Annotated in this window: 26 protein-coding genes; 9 read left to right on the top strand and 17 right to left on the bottom strand. The window is 56.1% G+C overall.

The window, feature by feature from the left end:
• Positions 1 to 31 precede the first annotated feature (31 nt).
• Genes Z945_RS0113360 through Z945_RS0113345 form a run of 4 tightly spaced genes read left to right on the top strand, consistent with a single transcriptional unit; the run spans position 32 to position 3,768 of the window.
• Positions 32 to 1,144, top strand: a complete 1,113-nt coding sequence (locus tag Z945_RS0113360) for a DNA polymerase III subunit delta' (protein ID WP_025052613.1) — start codon at positions 32 to 34, stop codon at positions 1,142 to 1,144.
• A gap of 28 nt (positions 1,145 to 1,172) precedes the next feature.
• Positions 1,173 to 1,979, top strand: coding sequence for a TatD family hydrolase (locus Z945_RS0113355; RefSeq protein WP_025052612.1), 807 nt, complete (start codon positions 1,173 to 1,175; stop codon positions 1,977 to 1,979).
• The gene (locus tag Z945_RS0113350; RefSeq protein ID WP_025052611.1) at positions 1,979 to 2,779 is read left to right on the top strand and encodes an MBL fold metallo-hydrolase; all 801 of its coding nucleotides are present in this window, start codon (positions 1,979 to 1,981) and stop codon (positions 2,777 to 2,779) included. Before Z945_RS0113355 ends, Z945_RS0113350 begins: the two co-directional genes overlap by 1 nt.
• A gap of 59 nt (positions 2,780 to 2,838) precedes the next feature.
• Entirely contained in the window at positions 2,839 to 3,768 is a 930-nt protein-coding gene (locus tag Z945_RS0113345) for an AEC family transporter (protein ID WP_025052610.1), read from the top strand.
• Here Z945_RS0113345 and Z945_RS0113340 read toward each other — a convergent pair.
• Positions 3,765 to 5,036, bottom strand: a complete 1,272-nt coding sequence (locus Z945_RS0113340; protein WP_025052609.1) for a flavin-dependent oxidoreductase — start codon at positions 5,034 to 5,036, stop codon at positions 3,765 to 3,767. The genes Z945_RS0113345 and Z945_RS0113340 overlap by 4 nt on opposite strands.
• 50 nt (positions 5,037 to 5,086) lie before the next feature.
• Here Z945_RS0113340 and Z945_RS0113335 point away from each other — a divergent pair, with 50 nt between their 5' ends.
• From Z945_RS0113335 to Z945_RS0113320, 4 genes are all read left to right on the top strand, one after another.
• On the top strand, positions 5,087 to 6,565 hold the full coding sequence (locus Z945_RS0113335; RefSeq protein ID WP_025052608.1) for an aminotransferase family protein: 1,479 nt from the start codon (positions 5,087 to 5,089) through the stop codon (positions 6,563 to 6,565).
• A gap of 381 nt (positions 6,566 to 6,946) precedes the next feature.
• Positions 6,947 to 7,951, top strand: a complete 1,005-nt coding sequence (dctP, locus tag Z945_RS0113330) for a TRAP transporter substrate-binding protein DctP (RefSeq protein WP_025052607.1) — start codon at positions 6,947 to 6,949, stop codon at positions 7,949 to 7,951.
• Between the two features lie 81 nt (positions 7,952 to 8,032).
• Entirely contained in the window at positions 8,033 to 8,647 is a 615-nt protein-coding gene (locus tag Z945_RS0113325; protein WP_025052606.1) for a TRAP transporter small permease, read from the top strand.
• Positions 8,644 to 9,936, top strand: coding sequence for a TRAP transporter large permease (locus Z945_RS0113320; protein WP_025052605.1), 1,293 nt, complete (start codon positions 8,644 to 8,646; stop codon positions 9,934 to 9,936). The genes Z945_RS0113325 and Z945_RS0113320 overlap by 4 nt, the downstream gene beginning before the upstream one ends.
• A 1,240-nt stretch (positions 9,937 to 11,176) precedes the next feature.
• Here the strand turns inward: Z945_RS0113320 and Z945_RS20625 are convergent.
• The 13 genes from Z945_RS20625 to Z945_RS19685 all read right to left on the bottom strand — a co-directional run bounded on the left by Z945_RS20625 (position 11,177) and on the right by Z945_RS19685 (position 21,296).
• Complete coding sequence (locus Z945_RS20625) at positions 11,177 to 11,353, bottom strand: hypothetical protein (protein WP_161634097.1); 177 nt, start codon at positions 11,351 to 11,353, stop codon at positions 11,177 to 11,179.
• On the bottom strand, positions 11,350 to 11,901 hold the full coding sequence (locus tag Z945_RS0113300; RefSeq protein WP_025052603.1) for a hypothetical protein: 552 nt from the start codon (positions 11,899 to 11,901) through the stop codon (positions 11,350 to 11,352). Before Z945_RS0113300 ends, Z945_RS20625 begins: the two co-directional genes overlap by 4 nt.
• 90 nt (positions 11,902 to 11,991) lie before the next feature.
• A complete protein-coding gene (locus tag Z945_RS0113295) occupies positions 11,992 to 12,549 on the bottom strand; it encodes a hypothetical protein (protein WP_152541126.1) in 558 nt (185 codons plus the stop codon).
• A 450-nt stretch (positions 12,550 to 12,999) separates the two neighbouring features.
• Entirely contained in the window at positions 13,000 to 13,851 is an 852-nt protein-coding gene (locus Z945_RS0113285) for a hypothetical protein (protein WP_152541125.1), read from the bottom strand.
• Positions 13,852 to 13,961: 110 nt separating this feature from the next.
• Positions 13,962 to 14,390: a hypothetical protein gene (locus Z945_RS20510; RefSeq protein ID WP_152541124.1), complete on the bottom strand. Its 429-nt coding sequence runs from the start codon at positions 14,388 to 14,390 to the stop codon at positions 13,962 to 13,964.
• Positions 14,391 to 14,696: 306 nt separating this feature from the next.
• A complete protein-coding gene (locus tag Z945_RS0113275) occupies positions 14,697 to 15,329 on the bottom strand; it encodes a hypothetical protein (protein WP_025052599.1) in 633 nt (210 codons plus the stop codon).
• 49 nt (positions 15,330 to 15,378) lie between these two features.
• Positions 15,379 to 17,733, bottom strand: a complete 2,355-nt coding sequence (locus Z945_RS0113270; protein ID WP_025052598.1) for a phage tail tape measure protein — start codon at positions 17,731 to 17,733, stop codon at positions 15,379 to 15,381.
• 11 nt (positions 17,734 to 17,744) lie between these two features.
• Positions 17,745 to 19,379 carry a terminase large subunit gene (locus tag Z945_RS0113265; protein WP_025052597.1) on the bottom strand — a complete coding sequence of 545 codons (1,635 nt, stop codon included), beginning with the start codon at positions 19,377 to 19,379 and terminating at the stop codon, positions 17,745 to 17,747.
• A complete protein-coding gene (locus Z945_RS0113260) occupies positions 19,379 to 19,702 on the bottom strand; it encodes a phage terminase small subunit P27 family (RefSeq protein WP_241434507.1) in 324 nt (107 codons plus the stop codon). The genes Z945_RS0113265 and Z945_RS0113260 overlap by 1 nt, the downstream gene beginning before the upstream one ends.
• Positions 19,703 to 19,770: 68 nt before the next feature.
• Complete coding sequence (locus Z945_RS19690) at positions 19,771 to 20,184, bottom strand: head-tail adaptor protein (RefSeq protein WP_025052595.1); 414 nt, start codon at positions 20,182 to 20,184, stop codon at positions 19,771 to 19,773.
• A complete protein-coding gene (locus Z945_RS0113250; protein ID WP_025052594.1) occupies positions 20,172 to 20,591 on the bottom strand; it encodes a DUF3168 domain-containing protein in 420 nt (139 codons plus the stop codon). Before Z945_RS0113250 ends, Z945_RS19690 begins: the two co-directional genes overlap by 13 nt.
• The gene (locus Z945_RS0113245) at positions 20,588 to 21,010 is read right to left on the bottom strand and encodes an HK97-gp10 family putative phage morphogenesis protein (RefSeq protein ID WP_025052593.1); all 423 of its coding nucleotides are present in this window, start codon (positions 21,008 to 21,010) and stop codon (positions 20,588 to 20,590) included. Before Z945_RS0113245 ends, Z945_RS0113250 begins: the two co-directional genes overlap by 4 nt.
• Entirely contained in the window at positions 20,997 to 21,296 is a 300-nt protein-coding gene (locus tag Z945_RS19685; protein WP_025052592.1) for a head-tail connector protein, read from the bottom strand. Before Z945_RS19685 ends, Z945_RS0113245 begins: the two co-directional genes overlap by 14 nt.
• A 120-nt stretch (positions 21,297 to 21,416) precedes the next feature.
• Between Z945_RS19685 and Z945_RS0113235 the strand changes: the two genes are divergently transcribed.
• Positions 21,417 to 21,929, top strand: coding sequence for a hypothetical protein (locus Z945_RS0113235; protein WP_025052591.1), 513 nt, complete (start codon positions 21,417 to 21,419; stop codon positions 21,927 to 21,929).
• Between the two features lie 3 nt (positions 21,930 to 21,932).
• Here Z945_RS0113235 and Z945_RS0113230 read toward each other — a convergent pair whose 3' ends face one another.
• The 3 genes from Z945_RS0113230 to Z945_RS0113220 are packed head-to-tail and all read right to left on the bottom strand — an operon-like array spanning position 21,933 to position 23,450.
• Positions 21,933 to 22,589 (bottom strand): hypothetical protein, encoded by a 657-nt coding sequence (locus tag Z945_RS0113230; protein WP_169736951.1) that lies wholly within the window; start codon positions 22,587 to 22,589, stop codon positions 21,933 to 21,935.
• A complete protein-coding gene (locus Z945_RS20345) occupies positions 22,477 to 22,827 on the bottom strand; it encodes an HNH endonuclease signature motif containing protein (protein ID WP_025052589.1) in 351 nt (116 codons plus the stop codon). Before Z945_RS20345 ends, Z945_RS0113230 begins: the two co-directional genes overlap by 113 nt.
• Positions 22,824 to 23,450 (bottom strand): hypothetical protein, encoded by a 627-nt coding sequence (locus Z945_RS0113220; RefSeq protein ID WP_025052588.1) that lies wholly within the window; start codon positions 23,448 to 23,450, stop codon positions 22,824 to 22,826. Before Z945_RS0113220 ends, Z945_RS20345 begins: the two co-directional genes overlap by 4 nt.
• Between the last annotated feature and the right edge of the window lie 2 nt (positions 23,451 to 23,452).

Genomic DNA, 23,452 nt, shown 5'->3' with positions numbered 1-23,452 from the left:
CTTCCTCCCCCAAACATGTTAAACCCCGCCCATGAGCGATGACGCCCCCCAGCCAGACCGACTTGATGGTGCCCAGCATCCCCGCGACACGCCCCGGCTGATCGGTCAAGGCATGGCGGAAGCGGCCTTTCTGGACGCCTTCAACGCTGGCAAACTGCATCACGCTTGGCTGCTGACCGGGCCGCGTGGTGTAGGCAAAGCCACCCTGGCCTGGCGGATCGCAAAGTTTCTGCTGGCCACGCCCGAGAATGACGGCGGAATGTTTGCCGCACCCGCGCCGGATACACTGGATATTGCGCCCGACCATCCTGTCGCCCGGCGCATTGCCTCGGGTGGTGAAGGGGCGCTGAAATCCGTGACGCGTTCGGTCAATCCCGACACCAAGCGGATGCGTAAGCAAATCGTGGTGGATGACATTCGCGCGTTGAACGGCTTTTTCCAGATGTCATCTGCGGATGGCGGACGACGTGTGGTCATCATCGACGATGCGGACGAGATGAACCCCAATGCCGCCAATGCTTTGCTGAAGATGCTCGAAGAGCCACCCGCGCGGGCCACGCTGTTGCTGCTCAGTCACCAACCCTCCAGCCTGCTGCCCACGATCCGCTCGCGGTGCCGGACGCTCCGGCTGCACCCGCTGCCACCTGATCTGATGGCCGAAGCACTCGGCGCTTCCGGCGTCGCCTTCGACGGTAATCCTGCTGCCCTTGCGGCGCTTTCGGGGGGATCGGTCGGGGGTGCCTTGCGGCTATCGCTGATGGGCGGTTTGCAGATCTATGCCGAATTGATCGGCCTCATGTCGGGCCTGCCGCGCATGGACCGCGCCCGCACCCTCAAACTGGCCGAAGCCGCCGCCCAGCGCGGGGCCGAGGAAAAGCTCATCCTGCTGTTCACGCTGATTGATCTGCTGCTAAGCCGCCTTGCCCGTACAGGGGCCACCGGCTCCCCGCCGGAAATCGAGGCGGCAGAGGGTGAAGCTGCCCTGATGACCCGCCTGTCGCCCGATGCCGCACAGGGCCGGAGCTGGGCAGCATTGGCGCAAGAGGTATCTGTACGCGCGCAACACGGGATGGCGGTCAACCTTGACCCTGCCGCACTGGTCCTAGATACCCTGCAAAAGATAGGTAACTGCGCTCCGAGATAGAGCGCCCCATGATCAAACGCAGGCAGGCATGACCGAGACAATCCAGATCACCGATAGCCACTGCCACCTCGATTTCCCCGATTTCGCGGATTACCTTCCCGAAGTCGTCGCACGTGCCGTCGATGCGGGGGTGACGCGCATGGTCACGATCTGCACCAAGCTGAAAAGCCTGCCGGACGTGCAAGCCATTGCCGAAGCCCATGCGCCGGTGTTTTTCGCCGCAGGCACCCACCCGATGTCCGTGGCGTCAGAGCCGATGGTGACTGTGGACGAACTGGTAGCGGTGACAAACCACCCCAAGATGGTCGGCATTGGCGAGACCGGGCTGGACTATCACTATACCGCCGAAAGCGCAGAGGTGCAGCAAACCTCCTTGCGCATCCATATCGCAGCCGCGCGGGAAACCGGACTGCCGCTGATCATCCATGCCCGCGACGCAGATGATGACATGGCGCGCATTCTGACCGAAGAATACCGCAACGGGGCCTATTCCTGCGTCATGCATTGCTTTTCCTCCTCGCCTGCACTGGCACACGCTGCTCTCGATCTGGGTTTTTATCTCAGCATGTCGGGCATCACCGCATTCCCAAAATCACAGGAGTTACGCGATATCTTCGCCGCGGCCCCGCTGGACCGTATTCTGGTCGAGACCGACGCGCCCTATCTGGCACCCCCGCCCTACCGCGGCAAACGCAACGAGCCTGCTTATGTGGCCCATACAGCAGGGCGTGCAGCGGAAACCTTTGGCTTGGACTACGCCGATTTCGCAGCCCAGACACAGGCAAATTTCGACCGGCTCTTTACCAAGGCTGCTCAGTACAAGGCCGCTGCGTGATGGCCGAAATGCGCATCACAATATTGGGCTGCGGCTCTTCCGGCGGTGTGCCGCGATTGGGGGGCCATTGGGGGGCCTGCGATCCGACCGAGCCAAAGAACCGCCGCCGCCGCTGTTCAGCGCTGGTGGAACGGGTGACGGACGAAGGCACCACCTCTGTCCTGATTGACACCTCGCCCGACATGCGCAGCCAGTTGTTGGATGCAGATGTCGGACGGTTGGATGCGGTACTCTATACCCATTCCCATGCCGATCATGTGCACGGGATCGACGATCTGCGCATGATCGTAATCAACATGCGCGCCCGCCTGCCCGTATGGGCCGATGCCCCTACCAAGGAAGCGCTGCTGGAACGGTTCGGCTACGCCTTCATCCAACCCAAAGGCTCCATGTATCCGCCCATCCTGGATCTGAACGATATCGACGGCGACGTTGAAATCGACGGCCCCGGCGGCACCCTGACCTTCACACCCTTTCTGGTAAAGCACGGCGGCATGGACGCGTTGGGATTCCGCGTCAACGACGTGGCCTATCTGCCCGATGTGGTGACGATACCGGATAACATCTGGGTACATCTGCGCGGCCTGCGCTGCTGGATTGTCGACGCGCTGCGCCGCGATCCGCATCCCACCCACAGCCATCTGGCCCAGACCCTCGACTGGATTGCCGACATGGCACCCGAGACAGCAGTGCTGACCAACATGCACAATGATCTGGACTACGCTACCGTCGCCGCAGAGACACCTGATCATATCAAACCCGCCTTTGACGGTATGGTACTGCGGTTCGATCTGCCCTGAATTCACCCTTTTAGAAATACCAAAGAGCCGTCCGACCGGCCCAGACGCGAGGCCAGCAATTGCAAACTCTTCTGGACGTCATCCTGCCCGTCTTTTTGGTTATCGGCTTTGGTTATGTCGCGGTCTGGCGCGGGTTTTTTCCAGTGGCGGGCATCGACGGGGTGCTGCGCTTTGCCCAGAACTTTGCCGTGCCCTGCCTGCTGTTTCAGGCCATCGCCCATATCGACATCGGCGCGTCCTTCAACCCGCGTCTGCTGATCAGCTTTTACGCAGGTGCCGCGACCTGTTTTGCGCTGGGGATCGTCGGAGCGCGGGTGATTTTCAAACGAGACTGGGAGGATTGCGTCGCCATCGGTTTCTGCTGTCTCTTTTCCAACTCGGTCCTGCTCGGCCTGCCCATCGCGGAGCGGGCCTATGGGGCGGATTCGCTCACCGGCAATTATGCGATCATCGCGTTCCACTCACCCTTTTGCTACGGGCTGGGCATCACCACCATGGAGTTTGTGCGCAATCGCGGCCAGTCGGGGCTGACGCTGATCCGCTCCGTGGGTCAAGCCATGTTCCGCAACGCATTGGTGCTGGGCATTCTCGCGGGGTTCGCAGTGAACTTGTCCGGCGTCGCCTTGCCCGGCGTCGTGGATGATGCGGTGTCGCTCATTGTGCGGGCGGCCTTGCCCGCCGCGCTCTTCGCTCTTGGGGGCGTTTTGTTTCAATACCGGCCCGAAGGGGACATGAAAACCATCGCCATGGTCTGTCTCATCGTCCTGTTGTTGCACCCGGCCATCACATGGAGCCTTGGCACCGCATTCAATCTTGAGCAGGACCTGTTCCGCGCGGGCGTGTTGACGGCGGCGATGGCACCGGGTTTCAACGCCTATATCTTCGCCAATATGTACGGCCGCGCCAAACGCGTCGCGGCCTCGGTCGTGTTGATCGCCACGGCCTCGTCGATCCTGACAGTCTGGTTCTGGCTCGCGGTGCTGGGCTAGCCTGCGAAACGCGCGCCTTCGGGAATTGTGCGGGGCCGTGCGTTGGTGTCTGCAACGCTGGTGCCTGCGGTGGATTTGTACTTGTCCGCATGAGCGGCCAGTTCGGCCTGCGGGATCACATCGTTGATGTGTTCGAACTTGCCGCCGCTGCGCGCCTCGACCACGTCCAGAATTGTATCCGGCCCGGCCACGCGGTTCATCAGCGTGACCGCATTTGTCACGGGGCGCATATCCGCCTCATAAGCTTCAAGTGCGACCTGCGTCAGCCCGTGGCTGAGAAACGCTGCCCCCAGACGCCGTGCATCAAGAATAGCGGAGCCTGCCCCGTTCGATCCAACGGGATAGGCCGGATGCGCCGCGTCGCCCATCAGCGTAACACGCCCGTCGGTCCAGCGCGGCAGTGGATCGCGGTCTACCATTGGATATTCAAGCACTTCGTCCGATGCTTCGATCAGGCCCGGAATGTCGATCCAGTCGAGGTTGAAATGTTCGAACTGCGGCAGGAAATCATCCAGGTTGGCCTGCCGGTTCCAGTCTTCCTTGCTGAAGTCGGCCCCATCGGCAAATTTCAGATTGGCGATCCAGTTGATCGTTGCCAGCCCCGTTTCTGGGTCCGCTTCGGAAATGGGATAGGACACAAAGCGCAAACCGGTATAGCCGATCAGCACCATCGAGGCGCCACTTTTGTAGGGCTTGCCCAGCGCAGTACCGCGCCACAGGATGTTGCCACCCCATTTTGCTGGCCCTTCATCCGGGGCCATCTGCGCGCGAATGGCGGAATGGATGCCATCTGCAGCAATGATCACGCTGCCGGCTTCTTCGCGGGTCTCGCCGTCCTGCCCTTGCAAGTGCAGCACCGCACCACCCTCTACATTGCTGAACCCAGTGGCCCGCCAGCCTGTCTCAATGCAATCGGGGCCTGCGCGTTCCAGCAATGTCTCATACAGCATGATCAGCAGCTTGCCGCGATGGACCGAGAACTGCGGCCAGTCATAGCCTGCATCGGTGCCGCGCGCTTCGGTCCAGATGTGCAGCCCGTGTTTGGAATAAAGTCCGTATTCACGGGTGCGCACGCCGATGGCCGACAGTTTGTCTTCTAGCCCCAGATCGAACAACTCACGCACAGCGGTGGGTTGCACGTTGATGCCAACGCCCATCGGCTTGATCTCGGGCGTCGCCTCGAACACTTTGAACGGCACCCCGATCTGGTGGCAGGTCAACGCCAGTGCCAGCCCCGCAATACCGCCGCCGTTGATCAAGACTGTCATCGCTGTTCTCCCCTGCCGTAACGGGCGCAAAGAACCCTTTGCCGGTTGCCATGTCAACTGCGCTGATGGTGCAGATGCTGGCAGGCAAGTCTTGCGGTTATTTGCGCAAGGGCGTGGGAATTTTCTTGGGTGCAGGGTTGCTTTTCCTCTCGCATCGCTGTGTCATTGACGTGTCTCTTTGCAGAAAGCCCTTTGTGAAAAAGTCCAACCTCTTCTACCAAAGCCGTCAACGCCGCCCCGAAGTCGACCGGGCCGAGGGCATCTATATCTGGGCGAACACCGGAGACCGTTATATCGACGGCTCCTCTGGTGCGATGGTCAGCAATATCGGACATTCCAACCGGAACGTGCTTGCCGCGATGAAGCGCCAGATGGACAGCGCGACATTCGCCTACCGCCTGCACTTTGAAAACGCCGCTGCCGAAGATCTGGCCAGCGCGATCGCGGACCGGATGCCCGACGGCCTGAACCGCGTATTCTTTGTTTCGGGTGGGTCAGAGGCGGTGGAGTCTTGTGTAAAGTTTGCCCGGCAATGGGCGGTCGCCGCAGGCCAGGCCAGCCGGTGGAAGGTGATCTCGCGTTTTCCCTCCTATCACGGGTCAACATTGGGGGCGCTGGCCATCACCGGCTACGGGCCGCTGACAGATGCATTCACGCCGCTGCTGACCGAGATGCCCAAGATACCCGCGCCGACCTGCTATCTGGATTGCGATAACCTGTCTGACCACGACCGCGGCCTGAAATACGCCGAGATACTGCGCGACGAGATCATCGCGCAAGGACCCGAAAGCGTGCTGGCCTTCGCGATGGAGCCGGTGGGTGGCGCCTCGACCGGGGCTCTGGTGGCCCCCGATAGCTATTACACCCGCGTCCGGGAGATATGTGATGAATTCGGCGTCTTATTGATTATGGATGAAGTTATGTCGGGCGTGGGGCGCACGGGGGCGTTCCTCGCCAGCGATCACTGGGGCGTGCGGCCCGATTTGGTAGCGCTGTCCAAGGGCTTCGGCGCGGGCTATGCGCCGCTGGGCGCGATGATCGCGGATGACGGGATGGTCGACACGGTGCTGGATGCCGGGGGCTTTGCCCATGGTCACACCTATGCCGGCAATCCACTGGCCTGTGCCGCCGGGCTTGCGGTGCTGCAAGAGATTGACCGCCTTGATTTAATGGCAAACGCCGCCGCGATGGGCGAAGTGTTGATGCAGGGACTGACCGACCTGATGGCGCGTTATGCCTTCATCGGGGATGTGCGCGGCAAAGGGTTGCTGACCGCGTTCGAGATGGTCACGGACCGCGAGACGATGGCACCCCTTCCCAAATCCATGAACGCCTACGAGCGGTTTGTGGACATCTGTTATGACAACAACCTGATCACCTATTCGCGCCGCACCCGAGGAGGGATTGAGGGGGACCACTTCTTGATCTGCCCGCCGATGATCGTGACCGAGGAACAGATTGGCGAGATACTGGGCATCCTCGATACCTCCCTTGCGGCCTTTGCCGCGAAAGTGGGACTGGCGCATTAACGCGCGGCGTCAAAGAGAGCCGCGGGCAATTCGCATCGGTTGGTCAAGCGAGAGTTCTGGCGCGTTCAGCGTGCTGCACAGGATAAATCCGGCAAGGAATCGTTGAGAACGATGCACTTGAAACAAACCTGTGACGAGTAAGGCTTTCCACTGCTGAAAAAGGCGGGCCCTCTGCATATTCTCCGACAAAGGGCTTCGTTGCGGGAATATCTGTCAGTCAAACACGGTATTTAAGGTGAAAACCCTTATTTCAATGCAATGTCTTTAAATCAATTTGCTATGACCAGGTTAATTGCCTAGCCTTTTGGGATGCCTCGGATGATGCTGGCTGTCAGCGTACATCCATAGCTAGCCGACACCTTATAACAGGGAGAAAACTCAATGAGTTTCGCTAAAATTACAAAAATTCTATCCGTCAGCGCCGTCAGTGCACTTATGTCGACTGCCGCTTTTGCGCAAGAGACGACGTTGCGCTTTGCCGGGGTTTTCCCGATTGACCATCAGGGCACCATCACCATGCAGCAGGTCGCCGATGAGGTCGCCGCGGCAGACGTTGGTCTAACGATCGAACTCTTCCCTGCCAACCAGCTCGGCTCGGGCGAAGCGCTGTTTGAAGATGTCGCGCGCGGCAACATCGATCTGGCGGCGGCGTTCATCTATGCCGACACCGATCCCCGTCTTGAATTCCTGTCCATGCCTTTCCTTGTCAGCGGATGGGACGACATGAACACCATCATGCGTGACATGGGGTCCGAATATAACACGATCCTTCAGGAAATCACCGACGAGTATGGCGTGCGCGTCATGGCGCAGAACCCCGAAGGGTTCGTAGGTGTTGTTGCCACGAAAGAGCCGACAAACTGGAATACTTTTGACGACAAAAGCATGAACATCCGTGTGTGGTCTTCAACAATCGTGAAGTCCATGATGGAAATGATTGGTTTCAAGGCCACTACAATGGCATGGGGCGATATCTTCCCGGCGATCCAGTCCGGCATTGTTGACGGCGCGATCTGCTGCACAAAGACCGCGACTTACACAATCTTTGCGCAGTCCGACGTGGGCACGCACTTTGTCGAGTATAACGCGATTTCCGAACTGACGAGCTTTTACGCCTCCCAGCGCACCCTGGACAAGCTGACCGACGAGCAGGTCGAAGTCTTGCAGGCCGCGATGACAAAAGCTTCCGATGATTTCTTTGCCTACAACCGCGAGAACGATGATGCCTACGCGCAGCGTCTCCTGGACAGCGGCTATACCATCCTCAGCCTGAACGAAGAAGATCAGGCCGCGATGGCGTCAAAGGTGCGCGAAGAGATTTGGCCAATGATGGCTGACAGCGTAGGCCAGGACATCATCGACCGCCTGAAGGGCGCGATGAACTAAACCACCACAACCCGAGGGCCGGCAGAAATGCCGGCCCTTTTTAGTATGCGTTAAAAACAAGACCAACAGGGGGCGAACGGCATGTCGAACACAATTGACGAATTGCCAACGGGTGCCGGTGGCGAAATTGATGGCCACAGGATCAGAATAACAGACGAATTGCCGGTCTTTATCGGCCTGCCGATGAAGGCCATTTTGATCGTGATGCAGGGCATCGTGATCTTTTCCGGGTTTCTGATGGCTTTCACTTTTGGCGCTGTCGTTGTGATCCGCTATGGCTTTGGTGGCGATCTGTTCGCGTATGAGGAATGGCTGCTTGCCATCAGCATCGTCGGCTTTTTCGCCGGTGCTGTGCTGGCCTCTGAGCGCCAGTTGCACATCAGCGCCGATATCCTTGGCATGATGATTGAAAACCCCCGTCTGATCTGGTGGCGCACCTTTGTGGTCCTTGCTGTCGAAGTATTCGTGACATTGTTTTTGGTCTACGCCTGCTATGTTTCCCTGCTGGATGACTTCTCCTTTCCACGCCTGCGCGCCACAACAGTGCTGCGCATTCCCTTCGTATCCTGGCGCATCGCGATCATGGTGGCCTTTGGCCTGATGGCCATGTTCACCGCAGCCTACATGTACGTCCACATCCGCCGGGGGCTGGGATATCCGCTTAAGTCCGAGACCGCGAAAGGTGCAGCGCAATGATCATTACCGGAAGTCTTCTTATCGTATGTGTGATGCTGCTACTGGGCGTCAGCGTCTATGTGGCGTTCGGATCGGTTCTGATCTTTATCGCTTTGGTCGGGGATCAGTCGATCTCGGGCTATCTGCCGACAGGGGCCACCGGCATCCGTTCGCTGGTGCTGCTGGCGGTGCCTTTGTTCATGATCGCCGGTGGCATCATGGAGAAGGGCCGGATCGCTGCCCCCCTCGTCGCTTTGGCCGAGATGTTCATCGGGCACATCAAAGGGGGCCTAAGTGCCGCCGGTGTGCTGGCCTGTGGTATCTTCGGCTCGATCTCGGGCAGTGCCAATGCCACGCTGACCTGTATCGGTGGCATCATGATGCCGCACCTCAAGCGGGCCAATTACCCTACGGGCCTGTCGGCGGCATTGATCGTGTCAGCCAGCCCGCTGGGCCTGCTGATCCCCCCCTCTGCGTCGCACATTCTCTATGGCTGGGTCGCACAGCAAAACGTGTTGAAATGCTTTTTGTCCACTGTGGTCCCTGCGATCATCCTGATCACACTTTTAATCATCGTAAACCAGTTCCAGCTGCGCAAGGTGACCGACATCCAGCTCAAGGAACGCCCCTCGCCCTTCCTACCTGCCATTGCCCACCAGGGACGGCTGGCGGGCCCTGCCCTGATGATGCCCCTGATCATTCTGGGCGGCATCTATGGCGGCATCATGACCCCCACCGAAGCCGCGGGGATCGCCGTGGTCTATGCTATTCCGATCGCGATCTACTTCTACAAAGGGCTGACATGGAAAACACTGGCCCAGACCATCGGATCGTCGGGTGTGACCATCGGCGTGGTTCTGGTGATGATCTTTATGGTGCTGATCGTTTCCGACAACCTGATCGCGCAGGGTGCGCCGCAATTGGCCAAACAGATGGTCTATTCGGTGTCAGAGAACCCGATTATAATCTTGTTAATGGTCAATGTTGTGATGATCCTGATCGGGATGTTGATGGATGACATTTCGGGTCTGCTGCTCGCGACGCCGATCTTGCTGCCCATCGCGCAGAGCACAGGGATGGATCCAATCCACTTTGCCGCCGTGATCGGTGTCAATCTGGGGATGGCAAACATCACGCCGCCCACCGCGCCCCTGCTCTATCTGGGCGCACAGATTTGCGACGTGCCGGTTTCGCGGATGCTGTGGCCTACACTGGTGTTCATCATCTTTGCATGGTTGCCCACATTGATGCTGACCACTTTCATTCCAGAACTTTCGATGTGGCTGCCTGAGTTGCTGTTGGGCAGATAAGCTCGAAGGCTCCAAACGCAAAGGGCACCCTTCGATGAGGGTGCCCTTTGACGTTTAGAGGTTTCGTGACATTGATCTGGCGCAGGGGACGCAAAAGCAAGTCTGCCTACGCCAGGCGCTGTTAATTACAGGACAAACATCCATGAATGCAGGCCAATAAGAACAGCAGTGATCGCGACGAAAGATGCGATCCCGAAGACGTCTTTAGAGAACTTTGACATTGTGCTGCTCCTTCGAACTAGCGTTTCTATAATCGGCAGATAGGCCTGTCGGGTGGCATTTAGAACCTACAGTTTAGCATAGTTGTCATGCATTTTCTGCATGGCGATCCCACCGCGGAACGCTTCAATTCAAGCTAAATTGTCAAAGGGCCGTTGTGGCGCGATAAAGCGGCCAGTGGCCAGCGCAGAAGCCTCGATCTAACGGAGCCGATGCCCGTGCACAGCAACACAAACCGCGCTTGTCTGTGCTTGTCAAAGACCACCCGCCCGTTCGGGAAGGGTGTTTGGTGCGGGTGAAGGGACTCGAACCCTAATCGCGATATTATATATCAATGGGTTACGGGTCATTTTGTAACCATGTAACCGACTTTAGAATGGACCGTTTCTAGGCCAAACTGTATACGATTATGGCGATGACTATGCAGACAAAAGCACTCCGGAATCGGGTTTGGGTCTTCGCCCTTATAGAAGGTAGCCCGACAGGCACTTTACAATCGATCGGGCGAACGAAGTTTTGTTGGTCGCAATTTTCTCATTCTGTTTCTCAGTGGCAGGTTTCGGCGAGCGATTTGAGCATGCACGCGATATTGGGCGACAAGTGGGCGAAACCTTGATGACAGAAAGACGCAAGTTCTACCTCAACCACGCGATGAAGCGATGGAACGAAGAGTGAACATATGCAATGACAGGTGTATGCCCTACCAACCTGTTATCCTTGGTCTAAAGTTCGAAGTCAGGATTGCTGACCTGACCGCTCGTGACGTTCTCATAGTCACCTGCCCCGCCTGCCACTGGATCAGCAACGTAGCGCCTCACGTCTTGTTCGCCCGGTATCACGAGATGAGAAAGCTGATACATGTTCAGGCTGATATGAAGTGTAAGCGGTGTGGGGCCGAGGGTAATCTTAGCTGGCGTATTGAGCGTGCGCTTGGACCAGAGTTTCCACGGTCGGCGTAGGAAGCCCGCCGGAAGTTATCCGGCGGGCTCAGCTCATTGTCATTCAACGCGCCGTTTGCTCGCTATGAGCCGATCATCTCTGCAAGGATAGTCCTGGCCAGCACAGACTCATTGCCTTTCATGCCGCCGACTTGAGTAGCCTTTGTCTGCCCCGCATAGGTCACATAGAGCATCTTTCCTTTGACTATGTATGTGCCGCTGTAGGTCGTGCCGCCGCGGGTGATGGATACCTGTTTCATGCTGCCACCTCGTGCCGCAGGTTTTTTCGCTGCAAATCCTCAGGTCGAATGACGCAAACCCGCTCTTCGCTTTCGATGGCACCTATGATCGGCCCCATCTCCAAATTGTAGACTTCGAGCAGAAAAGATTTGCTAGTGCCAAAGCTAGGTGCCTCATCGTCACCGCTGTGGACCATCCGTCCGAATGCCTTCAGCACTAGTGCTCCCTGAGAGCGGCGCGTCATGTAATGAACATTATACGCCATCTTGTTTGCCGCGTTTCCTGTAAGCGGTTTAACGATGTTTCGAGGACTTACGATGTTTTCGCTGAGCGCTGCCGGATGAATCCCATCCACCTGCCCTTCAAACGTGTCATGATGAGCAAACACAATCAAACCGAATGGAGAGTTGAAATACTCAACCGTCGTATATGGCGCATGCAGCACGAGTGATGGGCGAACCTTTTCGGTCATACTGGTAGCACACACATACGACTTAAATGCGGCAAGTGTCATGTTTTCATCCAAAAATCTTGCATCACTTCTGTCATTGGTGATATTCTTAATCATAATGTCTCTCCTCTTTTGAGACGTTGCTAAAGCGGCTTGATCCGGTGTCGAGTGTCAGAATTTGATCACCAGATCAGCCGCACTTTGGGCTTAGATGCCCGTTACCTTCCACTGTGGGAAAGATCGTCTGACCTGCTTGTCCAGCTGGTCTAATATCTTGGTGAGCTTCACTGCTTCCTTCATAGCAGTAGCTCGGTCAGCTTTTTCGGAATTTTCAAGTTCGGCAAGGCGGGCTTCGATCTCTTGTCGCTTGTAATTTTGAACGACATTGGCGAGTTCCATCGCTGCATCTATGAAACAATCGATCATGATTTCCGCTCTTCCGATGGCACCTTTTGCGCCGGGAAACGGATCATCAACGCCAGCGATGACGTCCTCCAAAGCAAAGTTCTCCGGCCCCATCTCATCTTCTATTAAGGGGGCTTCTATACCGGCTAGACCGAGCGCAATCTCGACGCTGGAATAGTTACCTTCATGTTTGAGAAATTCCGAGAACGTCTCCTTTAAGTATGGATAGGTTGAGTCTTCAGCTGCCCTGCGTGCAGCTTCTTCGCGTTCTTTCTTAGCCTGCATTCTTTCAGTTGAAGTCTTAGCCATTTGCAGCCCTCCCGTCATCGTCAACGTAACATTGACGATGACGGTTTGCAAGCTAATTCTCACTACGGATCAATTCAGGCCAGATATCGGCGATCTCACCTAGGGCAGCCACAACCTCTGTTGCAGCGTCTGTGCCGCAACCCTCAGACTGATCCCCAATGAGGTGGACCAGCCTCTCCTTGAGCTGATTGTAGGTATGGTCAGGCAGGTAAATTGATTTGTCTTGGCCAAGTGCCATGCGCGTTCCCCCTTTGGTGCACGATGCAGTTAGCCCTAGCCTGCTCATTCAAGCAAGTTCGAATTCTACTTAAGTCATTGTTTTATATAAATAAGTCAGAACTTACTTACGAGATACGGCCCCGAACTTTGAACTTACTAAGGTGATCCCGCCCGGAGCCGTCACTCTGCCTGAGTGTTGTATATATGCAACAAAATTACCAAAGCATCAAGGCCATTCTCACAACGCCGAACATGGTCCAGCTTAAGAAGTGCCTTTGACGCTCAGTCTGTCGAAAGGGAAAACTCACGCGCCGCCTGCACCATCGATCTGTTTAGGAAAGGTCGCGCTACGCCCTTCAGCTCTTCATTGGTGCGTTCTTTGTCTTTGCCGCAATAGAAAGCCCAACCACCGCCGTCAGACAGGTTCCTAAGTGTGAGCTGCCTACTGCCTGCCCTGCCGGAGATATGACCACCAGCGGCCCTCAGAGCGGCCCTGACGGCCTTGTCTGTGTCTGGTGGCGCGACAAGGAAACCATGAACGTGCAACTTGTCTGCCTTGCTGTCTTCAAGTGTCAGAGCGTAGGAAATGCCGAACAGTCCATACGCTTTCAGTTGGCGGTTCAGAATGTCTGAGAAGGCCCTTAGCGGGTCGTCATGGATACGGAGCTTGTCTTGTGTGGTGGGCGATAGGTTCAAGCTGAATGCTTTACCTTCGGCACGTTCGGCCCAATGACCGGCATAGCGGAACTTTTCATCAGGCGTAGCTCGTTTCCATTTGGTCGTCGGGATGGACTTGCGGCTAATCAGGTTGGCGGCTCTGGTTTCTTCACGCTTGTTCTGCGCTTTGGCCTTTGCGATGAAGGCTTGGACTTCTGGTGACTGAAGGAGGGTGGTGAGGCGTGTGGATTGAGTTGTTGGAGGGGTTGAGGTGTTGACGATGGAGGGGTTGGTTGGTGTATCAACTAGACAACCGTTTTCAGAAGTTGCCCGTGGGGCCTTTGCTTCATAGCGGAAATGCTGGGCTTCCGCTCTTTTGCTCTCCGCAACTTTTCCAACTGAATCCAATGGATCTTGCCCGGCTGTGTTTGCATCCGATGCGGGATGATTGACCTTAATGCACGCATCGGCTGACACATGACAACTTCTTAGTCGCTTTCCAGTATTTTGGTATCGCTTCATCACACCACCACCACCAATCCTCAGATCAGATCGGCCCATCGTTGCTGCGGCGGGCCGATTGGAATTCAACTTTTTGAAGCGCGCTCCAACTGAGCCGCTACGTCTAGGGCAACGCTCAAAGCGAGTGTGGTTTCTGATCCAGTTTCAGTATCTCGGATTTTGACAGACGTTCCTCGCCGCGTAACACCGAAGTTTTCTGGTAACGGCATCAAAGGGTTGTTTTTAGAAGGTCGCGTTATAGCACGAATTGAAGCCGCTGCGTCTTCCAGAAATTGTATTCTGGACGACCGAAGATCAACATCAGGCGTTTTAAAACGAACTTCTTTTGCTGACTTAGACACCTGAACACCGGGCACATCTGGATCAAGGTTCCCTTTTTCTATCTGCTCAGCGATAAACTGACCGATGCAGTCCGAGATCGGCATTTGTAGCTTGGAAGAAAGCTGGCGCAATTGTTCGACGCGCTGACTTGGAAGTTTTACTAATTCTGGCATGTTGCCTCCTGCTTTTAATCAGCTATACTGGTTATACCCGTAATGCGCAAGATCTACAACAGGAAGGTGACTTATCCCGGTCTTTTTGAACGTCAAAGAGCCAAAATCCGCACCAGTATCGAACTCTCGATAGTCCGTAAGTATATTGGGAAAACATACCAACAAAATCGCAGCTAATAGGATGACACTTCTCTTCTCACCAAATATTCTCATTCCATTGTAGCTTTATTTTGCGCAACCATTGAACTGAAGCAGGACAAGCCGCGAGTAGTCTAAGTCGCCCAAGAGAAATAGAAAGCCTGAATATTACTGACAATTAAAATTCAAGTTAACGTTTATGTCGCCGCCACCGCTATCAAAGTTGTTGCCATCAAAGCTTCCGTTGCCATTTCCGCTTTGTCCGTCGCTAGTGCTGGAGCTACTACTACTGCTATCGCTGTCACTGTTATTAGTGTTGTTGTTGTCATTACTGTCGCCACCGTTGTCGCCGGTCGCGCCTCCGGCATCACCGCCAAGTCCACACATTTTTGCTAAACTGCCCGCCAACGAGACAGCTTGCTTCCAGTATCTGCCCATAAAGCCAACGATAAATGGCTGAGTAGTTATATCGCTTTCAGGAACTTCGACGACGACTTTTCCCGACCTTGATCTCGCCTCTAGTCGAAGCATTCCTTGTCCGATTGGTTGCGCTGAAACCGTTACTTCTTGGACACGTCCGTCCACTTCTACGCTGATTATCTCTCTGAACGCGCTAAGATCATGAGCAATCGATTTGCTTGCCGAAAGAGCTAACACATTAAAAACTAACGCAAATATACTAAGCACGCGAATACACATATTCTCGTCTCCCAAATAAAATGCTTTAATTACTCTTTGATATTGCAACCGGAAGTCGTATGGGTCAAGTGCAGCAGCCCTACTTTCGTAATTTTGCGCCATACGACAGACTTGAATTATTGCAACACTGGCCAGCAAAAAGCAGGATTGGTCACTGCTTTCCGAGCAAATTGCCGGGGCGCATCTGACGACGCATTTCGTCGACAGCGACGCCACGCATAGTCGCTTCTAGTTTACGCGCCATCTTCAGCGCCAGATCATCATTCTGGACCGGTGTCCCGGCAGAACCGTTGACCGTTACCGGCGCATTGACCACCAAAGAAGGCATCGCCTCAGAATGCCCCTGAGCGCCACCCTGGAGGCCTGCCTGCCCTCCTACCAGCCCGCCCCCAGAATAGCCTTTCAGGGCCGCGCTATGGAGCGCTGCGAGTCGATCAACCCCTAATCGTTGCACTACGGTCTGCGGCATGACGTATTCACCCTTGTGGACCACCCCGGCTGGCTGGAACTTTCCACCTGCCCCTGTGTATCCACCTTCGGCAAAACCGCCGCCTAAAACGGTCAGCATAGTTCCAAGCCAACTGCCGGAAGCGCCAGCGGCCATGTCCATGAACCGCTTTTGCATTTCCATCTTGAGCATTTCCACTATCAATTTGCCGACTGCTTCTTTTGCGGAGAGTGCGCCAGTTGCCATCTGCTCAAAAACACTTGCGACGGAGCTCGCACCTTTCCGACTTGCCTCCTGCACTTCGCTGATCTTTTCCGCCGCAAGCTCTGCACCTCTGCTGGCTTCGATATAGGCATCGGCCATCGTATCGATCTGAGCGCGTAGAACTGGTGTATCGGCAAGGCCAGACCGTCGCGCAGCTGCCAACAGCTCAGCTTTGGTTCGCGCCAGTTCCATCGCATCCACGTTTCGCAATTGAGCACCGGTAACCTGCGCCAGCGCTTCAGCTTCCAACTTCAGGGCTGCTGTTTCTTCAGCGATTGATTGCAGCTCGCGTTCAAAGTCATTTTGACGACTGGCACCGCTCTTGCCACCACCACCGGAACTAGGTTCTGGGGTGCCAAAGCTGGCGTCTACGCTCGGCAGGGTCGGGCGAGCAGATGTAGCCGTAGCCAGCCCCGGTGTCGCTGCTCTATGGCCGTTGCGCGTTCTTGGACCGGGATCCATTGGGGCAAGTGTTTCGGTTTCGCCACCGGGCATGGCCCCCGGCAATGCGCTGCGCAGCTCACGGGCTTTCGTTGCCGCTGACGCCAGTGCGGTGACCAGACGGCCAAGCCCACTGATCACATAGTCGAACTTACTGCCATTGATCGCAGCCACTTCTGCAAGGGTGTCTTGCGCCGCACCTGTGGCATCGGTCAGGCGTTCCTCAAACTCTGTCGCTCCAATTACGCCGTTGTCGAACTCTTCGGTCAGCTTTCTCATTTCAGCTGCGGCACGATCCAGCTCGTTTGCTGCGTCAGTCTGGCCCATAGCACGCAGTTGCTGTGCGACATTCGCCAACCGTGTTGCTGTGCGATCTGCGATGTAGGCTGTCTCATCATAACTGCTGGCCAGTGCTTCGATCGTCTGCCTGTGTTCTTCGACAGCGCGTGCATTTCCGTAAAGCTCAGAGGTGATACCGCTGCCAAGGATGGAACCCGTCTGCCGTGGATTATCGAAAAGGTTGTCGAGATATGAACCGACGCGTTCAAGTTTGGGGCCGGCAGACGCAATGCCGACCACGACTGTCTTCACAAATGTATCTACACGGGTGGTCAGGGCTGCAAATTTACGATCCAGCTCAGCTGCTTTTTCGATAACCTCGCGGTCCAGAACGGCACCAGTGTCATTTGCCGCCTTGATCGTGCTGCGCAGCGCTTGCTCACCACCCGCAACAAGTTCGGCAAAGCGCTCGCCAGCACTGCCGCCGAAAAGTTCATCGGCGATGCGAATACGCGCTGCATCGTCCAAGGCTTCCATTCTGCCGATGATTTCCAACAGTAGTTCGGACGGGTCTTTCAGTTTGGTTTTCAGTTCACTCGCGCCGTAGCCCAACCGGGTGAAGGCTTCTGCCGCTGGCCCCTTCGACGTGAGAATGAATTCATCCGCACGCAAATTCATCTCTTTCAGACCATCCACGATGGCATCTGTGCCAATGCGGTTTTGCTTACCGACATAGGTCCACTCTTGCAGCGCACGAACTGAAACACCGGCGCGTTTTGCCTCATCTCCGATCTGAGCTGTCTCTGTCACGATCCGGCCAAGGCTACTGGTCAAAGCCGCGAACCCTCCAACGGCCAAACCACCGACAAGTGCCGGACCGATTTTGCTGAAGCTCGCAGCGATCGCACTGCCTGCTTTCCCGTAGCTGGCTTGCATCCTTTTTGCGGAAACCTCTGCACGCCGTTCCATTTGGCCGGACGAACGCTGCTGCATGCGGTTGGCCCGTTGCAGCCCTCTTTCGAGCTTGTCGACGCGTGCTTCTAATGGAACGATTAGGCCGGGAAGTTCTGTCATGTTTCTATTCCTCAGAAAGTAAAAATTTCGGCGTCAGCGCCGGTGTATTTGGATTTGTTGGTCTCACCAGCGATAGCCCTGTGCACCGCCATCGCGGCTGCGATCGCGCCGTCGATGCGATCGGTCTTTTTGCCTTTGTGCATGCGGATCAGGCCCGTGGTGTCATTCCGCGACACCACCACATTTTCGAAGTGATTGCGTAGAACTGCGTGACCGTCATGGCGGATCAAATGACCGTTCACGGTCCGCTCTAGATCGCCAGCAGCAACGCCCATTGTGAGCGGCGCTTGCCGCAGTTCGACCACCGACAGACCATCATCATAAAGGCGCTGCATCATCACCCGGGCAAGATGTGGATCGAAAGCGATCTCTTGCACGTCATGGCGTGCGCTCAGTTCGCGTATGTGATCCTCCACGATGAAAGGATCGATAATTGGCCCCGGTGTAGCGGTCACCAGAGCAGCGTCACGCCACTGCACGTATGGCACGCCGTCGCGGTCGGCCCTGCCCTCTAGATCATCCCCTGGCACAAAGAACCATGGCTTCAAGGTGATCTGCCCATCATCGTGCAGCCATGCCGCTGCAACACAGGCAGTGTCGCCGTTCACGGCCATATCGACGCCTAGCCAGCAAGGCAGCTCTTCTAAGTCCGCCTCATCATCATCAAACCGGCGTGCGTCATACGTTGCCATCTCGAACAGTGGATCACGGCTGTTGGCTTGCCAGACATTCAGGTTGAACTGAAGGAACGCCGCCCGATCTGAGGGCCGGTGCTCAGCTTCTTTCGCCAACGTCCGCATGCCTGCCAATGATGGAAAACCATGCTGCAAGCCGGGGTTCGCTTTGTGCCAGACTGCTTCGTCGTGCCAGTCATCATCTGGTCCAGCGTGGAACAGAATGGGGAGATACGCGGGATTGATCACGTCGCCTTTGGCAACAGCCGTAGCATAGGCGAACTGCTCTGCGGCTAGGGTCTCTGAACCGCGACCGGCGGTCGTCGCAATGACAGTCAAGCTGTCATCAACCTTGGCTGCTCCAGAGCGCAGCGCTTCCCATAGATCGCGCCCCTTCCAAGCATGGATTTCATCGATCAGGGTGAAGGTCGGCGTCATGCCGTGCGCAGCACTGCCATCGCTGCTGATTGCACGCAGGGTCACCTTGTCGGCGTTCATCACGATTTGCTTCGCACTGTTGAAGGCGTCGTAGATTTTCGTTGCCGCAACCAGCCGCTTGTCTTCCCGCACGATATTTGCGGCTTCCCGAAAGCCGATGCCTGCCTGTTCACGATCGGCTGCGGCAAAGATCACTTGCCCTGCCGGAACGCGCTCAGGACCGATCGTGTGCAGCAAGGCCAAAGCCGCGGCTAAGCTGGTCTTTCGGTTGCCCCTTGGCACCAGCAGAAAGACGTTCTGCACGACGCGATGCCCATTGCCGTCCCGTGGCCCATAGATGCGCCGCACGATACGTTCCTGAAAGGGTGCGATTTGAAAAGCACGCGGATGACTGTTTGCGTTAGCAGCCTGTGGGTTGAATGCGTTCGGGTGGCGCAAGCGCTTCAGGAACGTGACTGCCCTTTCGCCGTAGCCCAAAGGATCAGGAATGTCCGACCCATCATAAATCCACTCTGGATACGCCGTGGCAGGCATTACCGCACCGCAAGCGGATTGTCATCGTCATCGGTGTCAGTGTTAGCAGCACCAATGCGTGCGCGGCTTGTCGGCGTCAGGCCGTATTCTGCGGCAAGCTGGCGTGCTGTTTGCGTCGCACGGTTCAGAACGCCGAACAGTTTTATATCGATCGCGCCGCCAGCCGCCGCACGTTCCTCTTCGATCTGCCGGATCGTGCCGATCATCGCGCAGTAATTTTCTACCCCGGCAAGGTCAGCCCGCGTGATAATCTGGCGGCTGATCAGCTGCGGCATGATCCGCTTCCATTCCGCTTTTGCGTGCGGTGCAAGATACTTCGGCACGGGCGGTGCCTTGCTGAGCGCTTCTGTGTCTGAACTGAGGGGCGGCTTTACTCCGCGTAGGTGCGTCATTACCAGTTCGCCGAAGAGAGTATGTTTCCCGGATCGTCCGGATCGATAATCGGCAGGTCTGTCAGATGAGGCGGCGTGTCCCGGCTGATCATGTTGGTGCTCAGCTCGATAACACGCTTGCGACCGATCTCTTCCATCGCTTCGATCTCGTAGACCCCTAGCCCATAGATGATTCGGTCTGCGGTCATGATCCCCGGACGATATCGGATGCGGAAAACTACGGGACCAGCTTCGGCGTCACCAAAACCACGGGTCTCTTCGGCGATTTGGTTCACCACCAATTCTGCACGCAGAACGCCAAGCTGCCCCCACTGCACATTGACAGCCCCGCTGGTAGCAACGGTTTCAAACTCCCGAATGATCGTGATCTGCTGATCCAGTTTCCCGGCCCTTTGCACTTTCAGAGCGCCCATCGAACTACCCCTTCGACAGTGCCGACGCCGTGACAATATGCGCGGCTCGGATCAGGGTCACGCATGTAGCGAAAGCTGGGGCGGCTGTAGGCATCGATATCGTTTTCGGTCGAGCATGGCGTATCCCATAGGGCAACCGAGATTGCCGCTCCGATTTGGCGTGCCACATCAGCACCGTCCTCAATCGCCCAGATGTGCACATCGATGAAAACACGGGTCAGAAACGATCCACAACTTGCCTTGCCCAGATGGATCGTCTGAGGATTCGCCAAGATGATTGTCGGCAGCTTTTCAGGGCGAGTTGATCCGGCGCGAATGTGATCCGCTTCTACTAGATACGTGACCCTTGGGCTGGCCACCAGAGCCGCCCGAACAGCCGTTTGGAATGTGATGCTAGGATCAATCATGCCTTACCTCCCGCTGCCCTCTTGATGGACTGACCGATCGCACGGATGATCCTGCGCTTGGCCTTTGGTCCGGCAAGCCGTTCGGCAGGTCGCAGGAAGGGCTGCGCTTCCTGCTTGACTGTGCCGAATTCCTGCAAGTGACCGTGCCGGACGTTCTCATTACCGACGGTCACCAGCGCCTGATTTGGGCCTGCTGTCCGCTTGCCACCACCTTCAGCGTAGGCAGGTGTTGTCTGCCCCGGCTTGGTCACCGTGATAGAGGCTTTCAGGTCGCCATCATCAACAGGAACCAGCAGTTCCATGGTCGCTGCAATCTCTTCGGCACCTTTGATCAAGGCAGGGCGAACGCCTTCAAGCACCGCTTCAGGGATGGCTGCCAAGCGCTTGGAAAGCTTTTGGGATTGCTTACTCAGAGACATGGCCGGTCACCTGAGTCTTGTAGGAATCCAGAAGCTCCCGCACGCCGAAAGGTGCTGGCTTCAGGGCGACGTCAAAGCCCACTGCTTCACGCTGTTCATACCAGTAAGAGGCAAGCTGTAATGCAGCCTCAGTCAACGCCGCGTTGCCTTCTGCGAAAGCACTGCCGGTGTAGTTTGTGATCCAGAGTTCGGCTGCGTCCAGCTTGTGCTGTAGCAGTTCGTCATCAAGATCATGCTCAAGATTGAGTTGCAATTTCAGTAGGGTGACGGGTGTGGTTGAAGTCATTTCTCAATTATCCAGCGCAGTATTGTATGGTATGTTATAACATATCGTAATCGTGTTTGGAAGTCTGGTTGTAATTTTGCAGCTCAAAGCAATACAATTCCCACATTGGAGGGCGATCGTATGACAAAGAGATTTATTGCAGCACCGCTTGTTTACCTTGGGCTGCTTTCACAGTCATTGTCGGCACAGCCGTTGTGGGAACCTAAAGTGTTTGATGGCGTCTATGTTACGATCCGTGATCACGCCGACGGTGGCTGTTGGACCAACATTCGCGAGACCCGCAATTATGCACAAGACCAATTAGAACTCGTTGGGTTTAACGTGATTGAAATGCCCGAACGAGACAACGGCCTTCCTCATCCAGTTCTGAGAGAGAATATCGCAGAATTCAAGATTCAAGTGGATGCAACTCGTGCGGAAACCGGCCTTTGTCACGGCTCAATTAATACTTCATTTTGGGCAGCTGTTTCACCAAAATACAATCAGAGAAAAATTATCATCGGACAGATCGGGCTCGACCTGCACACGACAATTTATAACAGCGATACGCTCAACGAAGCCATGTTCGACAGTATCAAGACCTCAATTCAGTCGTGGATGAGAATAGGTGTTGAAAAAGCCCCCGGCGAGTAAAGCTTAAATTCTCTTTGGAAAATCTATTTTCGAGCTGTCCTGTGCGGCACTCCCCCCGCCGGTCCCCTGAGCGGTCCGAAAAGCTAGACCACCCCCCATACCTTTGAACGAGGGTCCAACCGCTTCAGTCAGGGCGCGTTCGACTGGCCAGCCATTCTTGATACGGTTGTGCAAGACGCGGTAATTGATGCCAAAGCACTTCGCCCATTCTGTCATTCTGCGGCGCTCACCTTTGTAGGTGAGGAACAGCTTGCGCCTGTGCGCTGGCTTTGAATGAAGCTTTTGGCCGCGTCTTTCTGCATGTGGCATTCCAAACAGCAGTTCCGGCGTAGCTGCTGCTTCGATCAGCTTGATCATCCGCTCGCGGACGGCTTCCGGATCAACGCCAGCCAGATTGCAGACAGTCGTGAAGTCTTTGTTGGTCTCTGTGAAATAGCTGCGTGCCTTGTGGGTTTCTTCTACCCGATCGCTAGACCAGCTGGGTGCACCTTCCAGAGCATCGGTGATGGCTTTGGATAACACTTCAAGCCAGAGCTTCTGATGTTGGTTATCTGCCATCGCTACGCTCCTGCCGTTGCTTGCGGCGATCATGGCAAGGTTTGCAAAGCGGTTGCCAATTGCTTCGGTCCCAGAACCGGTCTTGGTTGCCGCGATGCGCAATGATGTGGTCCACAACTGTCGCCACAGCACCGCAACGGGGCCATGCGCAACGATCATTTATCTTTAGGAATGCTGCACGGGCCGTTCGCCATGCGCTGCCGTAACCGCGCTGCGAGGCTGTAGGGCGGTTGCGATCGTGGCGCTGATTGCGTGCGCGATTGCGAATAATCTGACAGGGACATCTTTGACCGTGCGCGACTGTTTTGCCGCATGTGCAGAGCCTTGGTGGTCTACTCATAGATCCACCTGCCCTTCACGCGCTTTGCTTTTAACCTTCAGCGCGTGCAGACCGGCCCTGTCGAACTCAGGATCAAGGCCCAATGCGATATTCTGCGCTCTTTGATTTGCGTTCGTGCTGTCAGGTTCATCATCCGCCGCACCGTGCAGCGCCTTCAGCTTGTTCAGATGTGCATCAAAGGCGTCTGTGATCTCTTGCGGCGTGGCATTCCATGCCGTTTCCGGTGTCCAGCCAAGCCAGCCGGTTGCGATCTTGAAGAGTTCAGTGAAGGCATCTGCCCAAGGGACTGAAGCACCATCGCTATCAGTTGTCGTAGCCTTTGGTGCGATCGGCAGCAGTGCCGCCACCAATGCAAACAATGGGCCTGTAGCGGCATGTGAGAATGCCGTAAGAGGTCGTGTTGCTGCATACGCAAGCAGCGTGTCACTGGCGTCTTTGCCAGCAGCTTCCTTGATCACATGCCAGACCGTTGCGGTGTCAAATTCTGCCAGCTTTCTGAGCAAGCCCGGAAAGCCGCCATGCAGCTGTTCGAGAAAGAATGCAGCACGCAACGAGGGTAGCAGGAAAACGGTGTTGCCACCGTATTCCAAAGCGATCGCCCGAAATGCGTGCTGCTTTGTCATTG

The organism is Sulfitobacter noctilucae, assembly GCF_000622365.1.
In the GTDB taxonomy this organism is placed as follows: Bacteria; Pseudomonadota; Alphaproteobacteria; order Rhodobacterales; family Rhodobacteraceae; genus Sulfitobacter; species Sulfitobacter noctilucae.
This window is presented reverse-complemented; position numbering and strand designations above follow the sequence as displayed.

Bases quoted from the DNA above. Each gene is read 5' to 3' on its own strand.
- Z945_RS20510 (WP_152541124.1), bottom strand. From the start codon at position 14,390: ATGCCAGAATTAGTAAAACTTCCAAGTCAGCGCGTCGAACAATTGCGC.
- Z945_RS0113350 (WP_025052611.1), top strand. From the start codon at position 1,979: ATGGCCGAAATGCGCATCACAATATTGGGCTGCGGCTCTTCCGGCGGT.
- Z945_RS0113340 (WP_025052609.1), bottom strand. From the start codon at position 5,036: ATGACAGTCTTGATCAACGGCGGCGGTATTGCGGGGCTGGCACTGGCG.
- Z945_RS0113220 (WP_025052588.1), bottom strand. From the start codon at position 23,450: ATGACAAAGCAGCACGCATTTCGGGCGATCGCTTTGGAATACGGTGGC.
- Z945_RS0113250 (WP_025052594.1), bottom strand. From the start codon at position 20,591: ATGATTGATCCTAGCATCACATTCCAAACGGCTGTTCGGGCGGCTCTG.
- Z945_RS20625 (WP_161634097.1), bottom strand. From the start codon at position 11,353: ATGAAACAGGTATCCATCACCCGCGGCGGCACGACCTACAGCGGCACA.
- Z945_RS0113320 (WP_025052605.1), top strand. From the start codon at position 8,644: ATGATCATTACCGGAAGTCTTCTTATCGTATGTGTGATGCTGCTACTG.
- dctP (WP_025052607.1), top strand. From the start codon at position 6,947: ATGAGTTTCGCTAAAATTACAAAAATTCTATCCGTCAGCGCCGTCAGT.
- Z945_RS0113245 (WP_025052593.1), bottom strand. From the start codon at position 21,010: ATGTCTCTGAGTAAGCAATCCCAAAAGCTTTCCAAGCGCTTGGCAGCC.
- Z945_RS0113275 (WP_025052599.1), bottom strand. From the start codon at position 15,329: ATGGCGCAAAATTACGAAAGTAGGGCTGCTGCACTTGACCCATACGAC.
- Z945_RS0113325 (WP_025052606.1), top strand. From the start codon at position 8,033: ATGTCGAACACAATTGACGAATTGCCAACGGGTGCCGGTGGCGAAATT.
- Z945_RS19685 (WP_025052592.1), bottom strand. From the start codon at position 21,296: ATGACTTCAACCACACCCGTCACCCTACTGAAATTGCAACTCAATCTT.
- Z945_RS0113300 (WP_025052603.1), bottom strand. From the start codon at position 11,901: ATGATTAAGAATATCACCAATGACAGAAGTGATGCAAGATTTTTGGAT.
- Z945_RS0113235 (WP_025052591.1), top strand. From the start codon at position 21,417: ATGACAAAGAGATTTATTGCAGCACCGCTTGTTTACCTTGGGCTGCTT.
- Z945_RS0113335 (WP_025052608.1), top strand. From the start codon at position 5,087: ATGTCAACTGCGCTGATGGTGCAGATGCTGGCAGGCAAGTCTTGCGGT.
- Z945_RS0113355 (WP_025052612.1), top strand. From the start codon at position 1,173: ATGACCGAGACAATCCAGATCACCGATAGCCACTGCCACCTCGATTTC.
- Z945_RS0113265 (WP_025052597.1), bottom strand. From the start codon at position 19,379: ATGCCTGCCACGGCGTATCCAGAGTGGATTTATGATGGGTCGGACATT.
- Z945_RS0113360 (WP_025052613.1), top strand. From the start codon at position 32: ATGAGCGATGACGCCCCCCAGCCAGACCGACTTGATGGTGCCCAGCAT.
- Z945_RS0113270 (WP_025052598.1), bottom strand. From the start codon at position 17,733: ATGACAGAACTTCCCGGCCTAATCGTTCCATTAGAAGCACGCGTCGAC.
- Z945_RS20345 (WP_025052589.1), bottom strand. From the start codon at position 22,827: ATGAGTAGACCACCAAGGCTCTGCACATGCGGCAAAACAGTCGCGCAC.
- Z945_RS19690 (WP_025052595.1), bottom strand. From the start codon at position 20,184: ATGGGCGCTCTGAAAGTGCAAAGGGCCGGGAAACTGGATCAGCAGATC.